At 71.3% G+C, this 14,833-nt stretch carries 15 protein-coding genes; 6 read left to right on the forward strand and 9 right to left on the reverse strand.

Translation table 11 applies throughout. From position 1 onward, the window contains the following. The 6 genes from KDM41_06720 to KDM41_06745 all read right to left on the reverse strand — a co-directional run. Positions 1-232 (reverse strand): hypothetical protein (locus tag KDM41_06720; protein ID MCB1183106.1); only part of this gene is annotated, 232 nt, incomplete at its 3' end. Positions 233-236: 4 nt separating this feature from the next. Further along, positions 237-1,436, reverse strand: coding sequence for a hypothetical protein (locus KDM41_06725; GenBank protein MCB1183107.1), 1,200 nt, complete (start codon positions 1,434-1,436; stop codon positions 237-239). Then, the gene (locus KDM41_06730) at positions 1,433-1,702 is read right to left on the reverse strand and encodes a hypothetical protein (GenBank protein ID MCB1183108.1); all 270 of its coding nucleotides are present in this window, start codon (positions 1,700-1,702) and stop codon (positions 1,433-1,435) included. Before KDM41_06730 ends, KDM41_06725 begins: the two co-directional genes overlap by 4 nt. A 213-nt stretch (positions 1,703-1,915) precedes the next feature. Next, positions 1,916-2,389, reverse strand: coding sequence for a hypothetical protein (locus KDM41_06735; protein ID MCB1183109.1), 474 nt, complete (start codon positions 2,387-2,389; stop codon positions 1,916-1,918). Further along, complete coding sequence (locus KDM41_06740) at positions 2,386-2,754, reverse strand: hypothetical protein (protein ID MCB1183110.1); 369 nt, start codon at positions 2,752-2,754, stop codon at positions 2,386-2,388. Before KDM41_06740 ends, KDM41_06735 begins: the two co-directional genes overlap by 4 nt. Then, positions 2,738-3,361 (reverse strand): RNA polymerase sigma factor, encoded by a 624-nt coding sequence (locus KDM41_06745; protein MCB1183111.1) that lies wholly within the window; start codon positions 3,359-3,361, stop codon positions 2,738-2,740. The genes KDM41_06740 and KDM41_06745 overlap by 17 nt, the downstream gene beginning before the upstream one ends. A gap of 341 nt (positions 3,362-3,702) precedes the next feature. Here KDM41_06745 and KDM41_06750 point away from each other — a divergent pair, with 341 nt between their 5' ends. Both KDM41_06750 and KDM41_06755 read left to right on the forward strand, forming a co-directional pair. Then, positions 3,703-4,173 (forward strand): T9SS type A sorting domain-containing protein, encoded by a 471-nt coding sequence (locus KDM41_06750; protein MCB1183112.1) that lies wholly within the window; start codon positions 3,703-3,705, stop codon positions 4,171-4,173. Between the two features lie 13 nt (positions 4,174-4,186). Continuing rightward, positions 4,187-6,511, forward strand: a complete 2,325-nt coding sequence (locus KDM41_06755) for a carbohydrate-binding domain-containing protein (protein ID MCB1183113.1) — start codon at positions 4,187-4,189, stop codon at positions 6,509-6,511. A gap of 105 nt (positions 6,512-6,616) precedes the next feature. Here the strand turns inward: KDM41_06755 and KDM41_06760 are convergent, their stop codons facing one another. Then, a complete protein-coding gene (locus KDM41_06760) occupies positions 6,617-7,456 on the reverse strand; it encodes a DUF2797 domain-containing protein (GenBank protein ID MCB1183114.1) in 840 nt (279 codons plus the stop codon). A gap of 137 nt (positions 7,457-7,593) precedes the next feature. Here KDM41_06760 and KDM41_06765 point away from each other — a divergent pair, with 137 nt between their 5' ends. From KDM41_06765 to KDM41_06775, 3 genes are all read left to right on the forward strand, one after another. Beyond that, positions 7,594-8,820 (forward strand): spore maturation protein, encoded by a 1,227-nt coding sequence (locus KDM41_06765; protein MCB1183115.1) that lies wholly within the window; start codon positions 7,594-7,596, stop codon positions 8,818-8,820. A gap of 88 nt (positions 8,821-8,908) precedes the next feature. Then, the gene (locus tag KDM41_06770; protein MCB1183116.1) at positions 8,909-9,370 is read left to right on the forward strand and encodes a hypothetical protein; all 462 of its coding nucleotides are present in this window, start codon (positions 8,909-8,911) and stop codon (positions 9,368-9,370) included. A 62-nt stretch (positions 9,371-9,432) separates the two neighbouring features. Beyond that, positions 9,433-9,717, forward strand: coding sequence for a hypothetical protein (locus tag KDM41_06775; GenBank protein MCB1183117.1), 285 nt, complete (start codon positions 9,433-9,435; stop codon positions 9,715-9,717). Positions 9,718-9,780: 63 nt separating this feature from the next. On the opposite strand, the gene KDM41_06780 is transcribed toward KDM41_06775, so the two are convergent. Beyond that, positions 9,781-12,222, reverse strand: a complete 2,442-nt coding sequence (locus KDM41_06780; protein MCB1183118.1) for a penicillin acylase family protein — start codon at positions 12,220-12,222, stop codon at positions 9,781-9,783. Positions 12,223-12,243: 21 nt separating this feature from the next. Then, on the reverse strand, positions 12,244-12,639 hold the full coding sequence (locus KDM41_06785) for a hypothetical protein (GenBank protein ID MCB1183119.1): 396 nt from the start codon (positions 12,637-12,639) through the stop codon (positions 12,244-12,246). 201 nt (positions 12,640-12,840) lie between these two features. Between KDM41_06785 and KDM41_06790 the strand changes: the two genes are divergently transcribed. Then, positions 12,841-14,790 carry a choice-of-anchor I family protein gene (locus tag KDM41_06790; GenBank protein MCB1183120.1) on the forward strand — a complete coding sequence of 650 codons (1,950 nt, stop codon included), beginning with the start codon at positions 12,841-12,843 and terminating at the stop codon, positions 14,788-14,790. Positions 14,791-14,833 lie beyond the last annotated feature (43 nt).

The raw sequence follows: 14,833 nt of genomic DNA on the forward strand, positions 1-14,833 counted from the left end.
GCTCGCACCCGGGTCGGGCCGCCGCCCCGGCCAGGACCGCGACGAAGTCGCGCCACCGGTCGGGGTCGACACCGGCAGGCGCCGGGGCGGCGGCGAGATCGGCGGCGGCGCGGCGCCCCCGCCAGGCGAGAAGGGGACGGCCCAGGTCCGCCGGCACGGCGTACACCACGGGCCCGACCCGCACGAGCCAGGGACCGGTGGGGTGAGCGACCACGTCCAGCCCGGAACACATCCGCTCAGCCCCCCAGTCTGGCCATGCCGAGCAGGCACAGGCGCAGGCCGTGAAAACGGACCCAGGCCGAGCCGTGCACCGCGACGACCTCGCTCAGGGTGGGCGCGCCGGACCGCAGCAGGTCCAGATCGCCGTCGCCGAGGCCGGCTGCGGGGTAGAAGCGATCGTCGGTGAGATCGGCCAGCACGTCGCCGGGCCACACCTCGACATCCTTCTCGAGCCGCAGGCGCACCGTGTCGGGCGAGCGGTCGAGGCAGGCGTCGAAGGCCTTGCGGAAGTCGTCGCGCAGCCCCCGCGGCACCTGGGCCTGCTGCAGCCCGGAGGAGGCGAAGCAGGCGCTGGCGTCGCGCAGCAGGGCCCAGTGGTGCCACTGCTCCGGCCGGCGCAGCACGGCGCTGAACACCCAGTCGAAGAGGGTGCGCGTCAGCCCGTCCGGATCGGCGTCGCGCCCGGGGAGCAGCGTGCTCTCGCGCTCCCAGACCACCTGCCCGCCATTCCAGTGCAGGCCGACCGGATGCACCGGCGCCTGCAGCCGCACCGCCAGCCGGGCGAGACCCGTGCGCAACCGGATCTCGCGCCCGGGCAGGTGGTACGCCAGCCCCCGCTCCCGCGTGCGCGCCATGCCGCGCTCGCCGTTGTTGCCGTCGAGGTAGACGAGCACGGGCCGTTCGTCGCGCAGGGCGCGCATGATGCGCGCCGCCGCCCCACGCGGCCCCACGCTCACGAAGTCGAGCCGGCCACGATGGTTCAGGTGGCGCGACATGCGCCGGGCCACCGCCGCGAACTCGGCCTCGGCGCCGGCGTTGACCAGCACCACCGGATCGTGCCCCGCGGCGAGCCACGGCTCGGCCAGCAGCTGGTACGGCCCGAGGTGCAGGGAGACGACGATGCCCCGCGCCAGGTCGGGGTTCGTCGCGAGAAAGCTGCGGCCCGGGGCCAGGATGACCTGGTCCCCGGCCCACAGTCCGGCGAGAGCCTCCCGCTCTCTCGCCAGCCCCTGCCGCCGCGCCGCGAGGATGCGCAGCAGGTCGTCCCGTTCCGCGGCGGGGTACAGCGCCCGCATGTTCCACAGGTCCCACACGGTGGCCGCTTCGCGCAGCTCCCGCACGGGCACGCGGCGGGGCGGGGTCGGCCGCCCGTCGGGCTCGGAACTCCGCGGAGTCCCGGGCCGCGAGAGGCGGCCGGATGCCGCGGGCCGGATCATCCGAGCCGGCCGCCGCTCGTGGTGCCCGTCGTGCCCATGCCGTCGGTGGCCGGGTCGGACACGTCGATGTCGTCCCACCCGTCGGGCCGGGGCTCGGGCGAGCGGCAGATGCAGTAGGCCGGATCGTCGGCCCGGGTCTGCTGCAGCGCCTCGCTCACGAGCAGGGGGCTGAATTCCATGCGCTCCTCCAGTTCGACGATGTCCAACCGCTGCAGACTGGCGTCCAGCGTGATGTGCTCGAAGATCTCCCGGGTGATCCGCTTCATCCAACCCTCCCTGGTTCATTTCGATGGCGCGTCGGGATGGGGAGGGGACAGCAAGGGCGGGGCCCGATCGTCGCGCGGGTGCGAACGGGCGGGCAACCGGGCTAAACGCCGCAGGGAAAGCGGGCACCCGCGGAGGCGAGAGGGCAAGGAGCGTCAATCCGGGTTCACCGGCGCACGGGAAACGTCAACCGGAAGAGACAGGACAGGACGGGCTCAACGCGACGGCCGTGACCCGTCCTGCGGCGGCGGCGGCGGTCGACGCCCGCCGTCCGGACCGTGGTCCGGCCCGTGATGACCGGGACCGCCATTCCGCGGGCCACCCGGTTCGCGGTCGAGCTGGTCGAACACCTCGCGCTGTTCCGGGGTCAGGATCGCGCGGATGTCCGTCCGCATGGAGTCGGTGAGGGCGCGCAGTTCAGGCAGGTAGGTCTCCAGGACCTCATCGATCCGGGCCTTGCGGGCGGCGATGACGGCGTCGATGCGGCGGGACTGCTCGTCCGTCAGGTCGAGGCGGTCCTGGAAATGCGGAGGAAGGCCCCGAAACCCCTTCGGCGGCGGGCCGGGCCGCTGGCCGTGCTGCAGCCGCCCACCGGTGAACCCGAGGAACAGGCCGAGGGCGAACACGACCGCCAGCAGCAGCGCCGCCTGCAGACGCACCCGTCCGAGGGACTCGAAGTCGCGTTTCATTCGGCCCCCTCCCACAGCAGCAGCAGCTCACCGGGCGACGGATTGCGCTCGGCATACGTCCAGGGCACCCAACCGCGGGGAACTCCGGCCACCTCGTCCAGGGTGGTCTCGGTCCGAACCGGAGACGACCACGCCAACAGGACGACGGCCGCGATCGCCGCCGCCAAACCGGCCCCGGCCAGCAGGGGACGCCGCCACGACATGATCAGTCCCCACGGGGAAGCCTGCTGGCGCCGGCGGGCGAGTTCCGGAGCCGCGGCCACCATGACACGGCGCACAAAGGATTCCCGTCGCGCCGGGTCGCTGCCCAGGCCGATCGACGCCAGGTCGATGGGCTCCGCGTGATCGTCACGATCGGTCGCCATCACCGAACTCCTCTTCAGCAGCTTGGGCGAGCCATTTCCGCAGTCGTCGCCGGGCCTGGAACAGGTGCTGGCGCGACATCACTTCGGAGATCCCGAGCAGATCGCCGATGGCGCGGTGGGACCAGCCCTCCAGGTCGTACAGAAGCACCACCTGGCGCGGGACCTCGTCCAGACGAGCCAGGGCGCCTTCGAGCCGGCTCCGCAGGTCCCGCTGCGCCAATTCGCCCCAGGGCCCGGGTTGGGCACGATCAGCCACCCGGACGTCGTGGTCCGGCGGCAGGGGGTCCGCTTCACGCCGCCGCCGGAACTCCAGGCGGTTGCGCGCCGTGTTCCGGACGACCTGAAGCAGCCAGGCCGCGAACCGTGCGGGCTCCCGCAGCGAGTCGAGACGCTCCAGCGCCCGCAACCAGGCGTCCTGACACACGTCCTCCGCCTCGGCCGCCGTCCCGACCACGGCCAGGGCCACGGCGTAGGCCGCGCCGGCATGGCGCCGGATCAACTCCTCGAAGGCCCGGGCGTCACCCGCCCGGACGCGATCGACGAGGGCCGCATCGTCCGGACCCGACTCCGGTCCCCGGCCGCGCCCGGCCTGCTCATCCATGGTCACGCCGCAGCACCGCCCGTATCGGGCGGGGTCGCCTGCCTTGGCCGCTGGCACCGGGTCCGCATCGTCGCCCCTCCGTCCTCGTGCTCGAGGCCGCGATCATACGGAACGGGCCGTGCGGTGTCCAATGGGCAAACCCCGATCCGGCCGGCGGGGAAACGATCCCGCCCTTCTGACAGCCGGGGCCCCCGGTTCGTTAGCCCCCTCGAGCCGCATCAGGGCGTTTTTTTGCGGAAAATTCACGAAACGGCCTAACGACGACGCCCCTGGTGCTGTCATGACGGCATCGCCACCCCACCGGCGGTCGCACGGGATGACGTCCGCCCCCAACCGGGAGAACCGACATGAAACATCCGCTCCTGATCCTCCTCGCCCTGCTCGGACTGGCCACCGGCGTCCGGGGCCAGGACTGCGATCTCACCATCCACCTCTCGACCGGAGAGACCGTCACCATTCCGCACGCGGAGATCCGCCGCATGGTGTTCGTCCTCGGGCCATCGTCGGTGAGCGACGATGGGGATCAGGGCGGAGTCCCGGGTTCCTTCCGACTCCTGCCCAACTACCCGAACCCGTTCAACCCCTCGACCACGATCCGGTACGAGCTCCCCGGGGCGACAACGGTCCGGGTCCGCGTCTACGACCTCCACGGCGCCCTGGTCCGGGATCTCTTCGACGGGAAACAGGAGGCGGGGCTGCAGCGCGTCGTCTGGGACGGCCTCGACGAACAGGGCGTGGCCGTCGCGTCCGGCGTCTACCTCTGTGCCGTGCGTGGCGCGGAGACGACCCTTTCCCGTCAGCTCGTCCTGATCAAGTAGCCGGGAGGCCACCATGAAGAACACCATCCTGCTGACTCTCGCGCTCGCCTTCGTGGCGACATCGACGGCTGCCCAAGATCTCGAGATCGTCGACCGGACAGGGGAAGTGCGCGCGTTCGCTCTGGCCGGGATCGACAGCATCACGTTCGGAAGCCAGGCCATTCCGGACATCGTCTTCCCGGCAGCCACGGGTGACATACTCAACATCCACACGACCACCGGCGCCGTGCGCTTCGCCGTGCCCCGGCTGACGGGACTGAGCATCGTCGACACCTCCCAGCTCGTGCTGGATTTCGGTGACGGCTCGTCCAGCGCATTCGACCTCGCCGACGTCGACAGCCTCTCCTTCGCCGACAGCTCGGATACGCCGGTGTCGGTGACCTGGTCCGGCACGACGGTCGCGGTCGACAACCCCCTCGCCGACGTGGGCATCGCCGTCGACGTGTCCGGCGCCGATGTAACGGTCAACGCGACGGGGGGCCTGGGCGGGGTCCGCTATCATCTCGGGGGCGCCACGGCGGACGGCATGTTCAAGGTCTACGGCGACGGCGACTTCACGCTGCGGCTGGACGGCGTCCAGATCACCAACCTCGACGGGCCGGCCATCAACATCCAGGCCGACGAGACGATCGGGGTCGAACTCCCGGCCGGGACCGTCAGCCGTCTGGTCGACGGCACGACCTACAGCGACCCTCCGGGCGACGAGGACCAGAAGGGCGCCTTCTTCAGCGAAGGCCAGTTGCTGATCGGCGGTGAGGGCGAGATGGTCGTTTCCGGCCGGGGCGACGACCAGCACGGTCTGGTCAGCGACGACTTCATCGCGATCCACGGCGGCACCGTCACCGTGACCGGGGCGACCAAGGACGGCATCCACACGAACGAGGGGTTCTATCTCGTGGCCGGCAGCGTGGACGTGGCCGCCGACGGTGACGGGATCGACGGCGGCGACGGACCCGTCGTCATCTCGTCCGGTACGCTCGCCGTCCTCTGTGCCGGGGACGACAAGGACGCCGTCAAGTGCGACGGCGAGTTGCGGATCGACGGTGGCGACGTCGTGATCGACGTCCGGGGCGATCAGTCCAAGGGGCTCAATGCCGGGACGGTCGTCGTCACGGACGGCACCGTGCACATCGACACGTCCGGCGGCGTCGTACTCGAGGCCTCGGGCGCCGGCTTCGACCCCTCCTACTGCTCCGCCATCAAGGCCGACGACCTCGTGCGGATCGCAGGGGGACAGGTCGAGATCACCACCGGCGGCGAGGCCGGACGCGGCATCTCCTGCGATGGCGACATCGAGATGACCGGGGGTCTCCTGGCGGTGACGTCGAGCGGCGGCGGAGGCACCTACGTCGACGAGAACGGCGTGACCGACGCCTACCACGGTCCGTGCATCAAGACCGACGGCGACTGCCTGCTGCAGGCCGGCGATCTCGTGCTCAGCCACACCGGCAGCGGCGGCCGCGGCCTCTCCGTCGACGGCGATCTGGCCGTAGGCACGGTGCAGTCGGCGCCGACGATCCAGGTCACGACGTCGGGGGCCGCGATCTCCACCGGCTTCGGCGAGGCCACGGAAGCCAAGGCGATCACCGTCGACAGCCTGATCACGATCACCGACGGCGTCCTGACCCTCTCTTCGCCGGACGACGCAATCAAGTCGAAGAAGGCCATCGTCATCGACGGCGGCACGATCGACATCGTGCAGTCCCTCGAGGGGATCGAAGCGCCGTTCCTGACGATCAACGGCGGCGCGATCCACGTCACCTCGACGGATGACGGCCTGAACACCACCTTCGGTGTCGACGGCGAGGCCGATGACGGCAGCGAGATGGTCATCAACGGCGGCTACGTGGCCGTGAATGCGCCGGCGGGCGACGGCCTCGACAGCAACGGGACGCTCTCCATCAACGGCGGCACCCTCGTCGTGCATGGGCCCCCGAGCCAGCCGGAGGTCGGCATCGACGTGAACGGCGTCTTCCTCGTGAACGGCGGCGTGACGGTGGTTTCCCAGGTCAACTCGTTCATGAACGAGGTTCCGCACGGCGCATCGAGCCAGTATGCGGTCCTGATCCGGACGAACCAGACCCTGGCCGCAGGCACGCTGTTCCATGTCGAGGACGCCAGCGGCAACCCGGTGCTCACGTTCGCGCCGGCCCGCAACTACTCGTCGGTCCTGCTCTCGACGCCGGCCCTCGCCGCGGGGACGACGTACCGCGTCTCCACCGGCGGCAGCTGCACGGGAACGGCGACGGATGGTATCTACGGAGGCGGCACCTACAGCGGCGGCACGTTGCGGACGAGCTTCGCCTTCTCCGGGACCGTGCTTACGGTCACTTTCTGAGCCGCCAGGCTCAGCCACCGGGACGGGAATCTCCCGTCCACGGCCACCGGGGCGTCCCAGCTTCCCCCTTGCGGGGCGCCCCGGTGCGACCCGCCGACGGTTCCGCTACCCGGCGCCCACCGCGACCTGGTACCCGGTGTACTTGCGCACGTTGATCACGCCCGTGTCGAAGATCAGGTACTGCCCCTTGATCCCCTCGAGCACGCCGCTCGCCACCGGATCCTTGTCCAGGTTGAAGCTCGTGACCTTCGTCGGCCACTTCAGCACGGGGTAGGTGAAGGTGTGCTCGAGGCGCTCGAACTCGGGCAGGATCCCCGCCACGCCCCACTCTTCGAGCCGCGCCACGACCTCGTCCGCGGTGGCGCGCAGATCGATGCCGGGATCGGGCAGGCCCTTCAGGTTGCGCGTCCAGTGGGTCTTGTCGGCGAAGCCGGCGTCGCTGAGGCGTTTCTCCACCAGCCCCACCTCGCGCCGGTTCGGCAGCTTCGCCACGGGGATCGCCGCCACCGCACCCTGGTCGATCCAGCGCGACGGCACGTTGGGCTGCCGCGTGATGCCCACCTTCACGCCGCTGGTGAGCGACACGTACAGCACGTGGGGCCGGAAGCACTGTCCCTGGGCGAACTCCTCGTCGCGGCACGGGTTGCCGGCCTCGCCGTGGTGGCACAGCTCGGGCCGCACGATGCAGATGTCGGCCTCGGCCCGGGTCTGCGAGCAGGGGAAGCAGTAGCCCGGCCCGAACGTCTTCTTCGTGGCGCGCCCGCAGGCGGTGCACTGGATCTTCCCCGTGAATCGCAGAGTCACCTTCGCGCCGAGATGCGGATTCAGGGGCGCGTCGGCGACGCGGTTCTCCTGCTCCCACCAGCCGTCGCTCAGGAAGTAGGCCACCGGCTCGGCCGCCTCGACGCGCATCTTCTTCAGGGTGCCGGACCAGATCTCGGGCATGGGTTCGACCTTCAGGAAAGGGATATACACTGCGCGGGCACGGCGTTAACCTTGCTCCGAACTCGTTCCGTGGAGTTCTGTAGTCTAGCGGGCTTCGGCCCGCCCGGCCACCCGCAGCCCTGGAGCCCGCGCGCCCGATGCTCAACCGGATCTGGATCCTCTTCTTCTGCGGCGGCGCGGTGGCCGCCCTGGCGCGCACCTTCGCCGGCCACGGCGAGGTGTGGGGCGAGATGGTCGGCGCCACCTTCGAGATGGCGAAGACGGGTTTCGAGATCGCCCTCGGCCTGACGGGCGTCATGTGCCTGTGGCTGGGCTTCATGCGGGTGGGCGAGCAGGGCGGCGCGGTCGATTTCCTGGCGCGGGCGTTCGGACCGCTGCTGCGCCGCCTCTTCCCGGGGGTGCCGGCGGGGCATCCGGCCCAGTCGAGCATCGTCATGAACATGGCCGCGAACATGCTGGGCCTGGACAACGCGGCCACGCCCCTCGGCCTGAAGGCCATGAAGGAGCTGCAGACCCTCAACGGGTCCGACGACACGGCGAGCGACGACCAGATCCTCTTCCTGGTCATCAACACGTCGGCCGTGACGCTCATCCCCATCACCATCTTCACCTACCGGGCCCAGATGGGCGCCGCCGACCCGACCGACATCTTCCTGCCCACCCTCATCGCCACCACCTGCAGCACCCTGGTGGGCCTCGTGGCGACGTCGTTCTTCCAGCGCATCCGGCTGCACGACCCGGTGGTGCTGGCCTACCTGGGCGGCATCGTGGCGACGGTGGCGGGGCTGGTGGCGTACTTCGCGCGCCTGGACCAGGCGGCCCTCGAGGCCCAGTCGTCGGTGCTGGCCAACGTGCTCATCTTCGGGGTGATCATCGCGTTCATCCTGGGCGCGGTGCGGCGGCGGGTGAACGTGTACGAGAGCTTCGTCACCGGGGCGAAGGAGGGCTTCGGCGTGGCGGTGGGGATCATCCCCTACCTGGTGGCCATGCTCGTGGCCATCGGGGTGTTCCGCGCCAGCGGCGCCCTCGACCTGGTCCTCGACGGGGTGCACGCCGGCGTGGGCGCCCTCGGCGTCGACACGGCCTGGGTCGACGGCCTGCCCACCGCCCTGATGAAGCCCCTGAGCGGCAGCGGCGCCCGCGGCATGATGCTCGAGACCATGCAGAGCCACGGCGCCGACAGCTTCGCCGGCCGCCTGGTGAGCGTGATCCAGGGCAGCACCGAGACGACGTTCTACGTGCTGGCGGTGTACTTCGGCGCCGTCGGCATCCGGCGCACGCGGCACGCGGTGGTGTGCGGGCTGGCGGCGGACCTGGCCGGGGTCGTGGCGGCGGTGCTGGTCAGTTATCTGTTCTTCGGGTGAGCCCGACACGAAGGACTTGAGCCGCGGCCCCCCTTTTGCCATCATGGCACGAAGCGAACCCTCCGCCCCGCGCCGAAAGCGAGCCCGGATGCTGATTCCCCGCGTTGCCCCCCACCGCCGCCCGACGGCGATCCTGGCCCTCGCCGCGGCGCTGGCCGTGACCCTCGCCCTCGGCGGGGCCGGCTGTTCGAAGTCGGGCGAAGGCAACCCCAACAGCGGCGTGCCCATCATCGACACCTGGGCGCGCGTCGACTCCTTCACCGCGAGCGCGACCGGCCCGCGCACGATCACCTACCGGCTCCACGGCTCGGTGCCCGACCGCTGCACCGATCTGGTGACCGCGGCGGTGGTCGACACGACCACCATGACGGTCGCGGTCACGGCGTGGGGCGAGAAGTACGAGAACGCGTCGTGCCCCGCCATCACCGACTACTTCGCGGAGTCGTTCGCGGTCGATGTGCCGAAGGCCGGCACCTGGACCGTGCGCGTCGAGGAATCCCGGGACGGACGACCCGAGGTGGAGGTCGACGTGGTCGAGACGGTTCCATAGAACGGGCCGCGGCCCGGCCCGCATCACCGCCGGGTCCGCCGGCGCCGGACAAGGGGGACTTCATGAGCGACGATCTGAAACGGGATCTCCTGATGATCGCGGTCGGCAACCTCGGGGCGGGCCTCGTCCAGTACCTGGCCTTCCGCTTCACCTCGGTGGGGCGGGTCGGCGGGTTCGGCCTCTACATCATCGTCCTGGCCTGCGTGTTCGGGCTCTTCGGCGCGGACATGAGCGACAAGGGCATCGCCGTCACGGTGCTCATCGGCCTGGCGGTCCTGCTTTTCGGCCAGCGCGCCCCGCACGAACGGACGGTGTCCGGGCAGGGGAAGGCCGGACGCGGCGCCTGATTCCGCGAGATCGCCGGCCCGGCCAGCCGCACCGGGTACCAGAATGGGGTTTTCAACAGCCTGCTAGCGACCCTCCAGCACCAGCGTGTGCACCGCCGGCCCCGGCAGCAGCGGCGTCGGATTCCCCTCCATCCAGTCCGTGTGCCCCTTCGTGAAGTAGGGCGAGAACGGATGCCCGCTCTGCCCTCCCGGCATGTGGAAGATGCCGTCCTGCTCGCGCCCCGGCGAGACCACCATGCGGTTGCTCGCCCCGCTGCGCCCGCCCTGCACCCGCGGCATCATGCCGTCGCCCGGCAGGTGGGCCGGCGGCAGGGCCAGCCAGCGCGAGAGCTGAGGCAGGATCTGCGTGAACGGGTGGGCGATCACGGTCTCGTGGTGGGTCGCCCAGGTGAAGGTCTCCGGATGGTCGCCGGCCTGGGCCATGACCCGGTCGATGGCCTGCAGCACCACGTCGTCCCAGTCGACGTGCCAGGGCGCCAGCAGGTGGGGCGGCTGCTGCTCGAGCAGCTCCCACGTCACGGCCAGCCGGTAGGGCAGGCTCCAGTCGTGGAACTGCGGATCGCGGGCGCGGAGCGGCCGCAGCAGCACCTCGAAGACGCCGTCGACGCACCCCCACATGACGTTGCGCGCCATGTAGTACGACACCGACGACGGCACCGCGCGCCCTTCCCACCGCTCGGTGACGGTGCGGCGCCACACGTCGCGGGGCGAACCCGGCGCGGGCGGATGGCGCTCGAGCACCTGCAGGGCCAGGTCGCGCCACTCCTGCACGAACACGGCGCGGTCGTCGAGCTGCAGCGCGAGCATGTCCTCCTCGTCGGGGTGGTCGAGGGCGCGCAGGGCGTCGCGGATCTGGCGCGCCCGCGGACCGGTGGCGTAGCCGCCCTCGCCGAGCAGGTCGAGGTCGGCGCCGCCCACGACGCGGTTGTTGGCCGTCCACAGCCGGCCTTCGGGCGGGTCGACGATGCGCGGGCGCTCGTCCGGCGTCGCGTACCCGGTCCAGCGGTGGGCACCGTCGCTCCACGACGAAGGCGCGCGGCCGTCCCAGCCCTCGCGCCGGGGAATGGCCCCGATGATCGTCCACCCGATGCGCCCGTCGGCGTCGGCGCAGACGAAGTTCTGCTGCGGGATGCCCGCCACCGCGGCCACGTCCAGGGCTTCGTCGATGGTCGCCACCGTCTCCAGGCGCTGCAGGGCCAGGTTCGACGACGTCGCGTCGTGGGCCGTCCAGCGCAGGGCGAGCTTGCGGCCCTTGTAGTCGGTCTTCCACACCGGGCCCCAGATGGTCCACTCGGCCCACAGGGTGTCGGGCGCGGCGCCGGCCACGGCGATCACCTCGCGGCGGCGGTCGAAGGGGCGCGGGCCGTCCGGCGTGAGGTAGCGCGAGGCGTCGGTGCTGTCGGTCTCGACGATGACCAGGTCGGCGGTGTCGCTCTGGCTGTTGGTGTAGCACCAGGCGACCTGGCCGTTGCTGCCGGCCACGAGCAGCGGCGTGCCGGGCAGGGTCACGCCCACCAGATCGCGCACGGCGTCGTCCTCGGGCCAGGCCATGCGCACCCGGTACCAGGTGTTGGGCAGCGACAGGGCCAGATGCATGTCGCTGGCGATCAGCGCGCCGCCGTGGGCGGTGAGCCGCCCGGCCACGGCCCAGTTGTTGCTGCCGGCGCGGTCGTGGGGCGGCACCTGGTCGGCCGCGTCGCCGCCGGACGGGTCGGCGGCCGCGTCCGCCGCCTGGCGCACCGAGTCGTGGAAGGCCTGCCACGTCATTCCGGAGAACTTCCAGCGGCGCAGGTCGAACGCCGCCGAGTCGGGGATCACCACCCCGGACACGGGGTCGTCCTGCAGGGGCGCCTCCCAGCGGTTGCCGCGCGGGAAGAGCAGGGCCTGGGCGCCGGCGGGCAGCAGCTCACGCACCACTACCCGGTCGCGCTCCTCGACGGCGCCCGAAAGACTCAGGTCGATGGCCATGGCGTACAGGCTGAGGACCGTGTCCTCGGGCCGCCACGCCGCGGGCTTCTGCCGCAGCAGCCAGTACTCGAAGGGGCGGGCGCGCAGGTCGGCCAGGCCCGCGTTCACGCCGGCGGCGTAGGCCTTCAGCAGGGCGCGATCCGACGGCGAAGCGGCCGCCACCACCTGGCGGGCCAGGTCCTGGAAGCCGTGGCGGCGGTGATCGCGGTCGGTCTCGAGCAGGGCCGGCCCCATGAGGGCGGCCAGTTCGCCCGCCGCGAGGCGGCGCTGCAGGTCCATCTGGAAGAAGCGGTCCTGGGCGTGGAGGTAGCCGAGGGCGCGGGCGGCGTCGGGGCGATTGGCGGCCTGGATGAAGGGCACGCCCAGGTCGTCGCGGTCGATGCGCACGGCCTCCTCGAGTCCCGCCACGTGGGCGCGACCCGCGAGGCGCGGCAGGCTGCCGCGCACGCCGACGGTGCCGGCGATGACGGCCAGCACCGCCAGACCGAGCACCGAACCGAGGACGATGGCCAGGATCCGCAGCAGGCGACGCTTCACGAAGTTCCCCCCGGCGCGGACCTAGGGCCGCGCCTGCGCCGGCCCGTCGATGAGCCAGCGCTCCCGGTCGAGTTGGTACGCGACGTTCCCCTTCTTGTAGTTCTCGCGGAGCAGGGGCACGAAGTCGCCCGTGCGGGGCACCGGCGGCGGCAGGAACACGCGCACCTGGGCCGTGTCCGGCTCGGGCACCGCCAGCAGCACCCGCGACATGACCTGCCCGTCGCCGAAGGGCGTCAGGCCCTCGGCCTCGACCTCGAGCACCAGGCCCTGCACCGCGTCGCGCCCCACCACCGGATTGCAGCGCAGCGAGAGCATGGACAGGATCCCCACCAGCAGCACCGCCGCCACGGCGATGCCGCGGGCATTGCGGGTGCTGGCGGGCCAGGAGGCCGGGAGTTCGAAGGGGCCGATCTTCATGGGGCGAGGCTACGTCATCCGGCCGCGAACGTCCAGCGGTAGAGCGGTTTGGGGCGGCCGCCGGCCTGCGCGGCGCCGGCCCCGCGCCGCGCATATTTTTCAAACCCTGCCCCGATCCTAACCCGATCTGAACACTCCGCTTCTAAACTGCCGGCACCATCACCCTGCAATCGACACCAGCATTCCCGGGAGGATCCCGACATGACGAGCAAACGCTGCGGCGCCGCCGTGCTGCTTCTCGCCATCCTGATCGCCGGTTCGGCTCTGGCCGGCCACGACGACCGCGGCCGCGACCGCGACCACCGCGGGCACCGCGGGCACCACGGCCACCCGGCCGACAAGGACGTCTCTCTCGTGCGCCTCGGCCACTGGACGACCGGCGTCTTCGACGACGGCGCGAGCGAGATCGTCGCCTACGATCCCGGCACCATGCGCCTGTTCAGCATCAACGGCTCGACGGGGGCCATCGACGTGCTCGACCTGAGCACGCCGGCCACGCCGACCGCCCTGTTCAGCATCGACGTGACGCCCTGGGGCAAGGGAGCCAACCACGTCGACGTGCACGACGGCATGCTCGCCGCGGCCGTCGAGAACGACGACAAGCAGGCCGACGGCCAGGTCGTCTTCTTCGCCACCGACGGCGACTGCGCCATGCTGAACGCCCTGCCGGCGGGCGCCCTGCCCGACATGTGCCTCTTCACCCCGGACGGCCGCTACGTCCTGGTGGCCAACGAGGGCGAGCCCGACGACGACTACCTGGTCGACCCCGTCGGCAGCGTGACCATCGTCGACCTGCGGGACGGCGTCGCCGGCGCCACCGCCGTGAACGTCGGCTTCGAGGCCTGGAACGGCCGCGAGGACGAACTGCGCGCCGCCGGTGTGCGGATCTTCGGCCCCGGCGCCAACACGGCCATGGACCTCGAGCCCGAGTACATCGCCGTCTCCCACGACGGCCGCACGGCCTGGGTCGCCCTGCAGGAGGCCAATGCCCTGGCCATCGTCGACATCCGGCGCGCCGAGGTGACCGACATCGTGCCTCTCGGCTTCAAGGACCACCTGGCGCCCGGCAACGGCTTCGACGCCAGCAACCGCGACGACATGATCAACATCGCCAACTGGCCCACGCGCGGCATGTACATGCCGGACGGCATCGCCAGCTACAGGACCGGCGGCCGCGACTACGTCGTCAGCGCCAACGAGGGCGACAGCCGCGACTACGACGGCTACAGCGAAGAGGAGCGGGTCAAGGACCTCGACCTCGACCCGACCGCCTTCCCCGACGCCGCGACCCTGCAGGAGGACGCGAATCTCGGCCGCCTGCTCACCACCAGCGCCAACGGCGACACCGACGGCGACGGCGACTGGGACGTGCTGTACAGCTACGGCGCCCGCTCCATGTCGATCTGGAACGCCGCCGGCGAGCTCGTGGCCGACACCGGCGACCTGTTCGAGCAGGTCACGGCGGCCATGCTGCCCGGCCAGTTCAACTCCAACAACGACGACAACGACAGCTTCGACAGCCGCAGCGACGACAAGGGTCCGGAGCCCGAGGGCGTGGCCGTGGCCAGGCTGTGGGGCCGCCACTACGCCTTCGTCGGTCTCGAGCGCATGGGCGGAGTCTTCGTCATGGACGTCACCGACCCCCGCGAGCCCCGCTTCGTCCAGTACGTGAACGACCGCCAGTGGGACCTCGACGCCGAGGATCCGACCGTGGGCGATCTGGGCCCCGAGGGCCTGCGCGTGGTCGAGGCGGCCGACAGCCCGACCGGCCGGCCCCTGCTGCTGGTGGCCAACGAGGTGTCCGGTTCGATTTCGGTGTACGAGATCACCCAGGGGCGGGACGGCCGTTGCGACGACGACGACGATGGCGACACGCCCGAGGCGGCGCGCGGCCCCGTGGCCGTGGCCAACACGCCGAACCCGTTCAACCCGATCACGACGATCTCCTACAGCCTGCCCCGCGCCACCGACGTGCGGGTGGCCGTCTACAACCTGCGCGGCCAGCTCGTGGACACGCTGGTCCAGGGCCCGCAGGCCGCCGGTGACCACGTCGTGACGTGGTCCGGCGCCCAGGCCGCCTCGGGCATCTACCTCTACATGGTGGAAGCCGACGGCATGCGCGTCGTGCAGCGGATGTCGCTGGTGAAGTAGCTCACGGGAACGGCGATCGCCGGTCCGGTCCCGCGCCTGGGGA

This window comes from bacterium (genome assembly GCA_020440705.1).
GTDB lineage: Bacteria > Krumholzibacteriota > Krumholzibacteriia > LZORAL124-64-63 > LZORAL124-64-63 > JAGRNP01.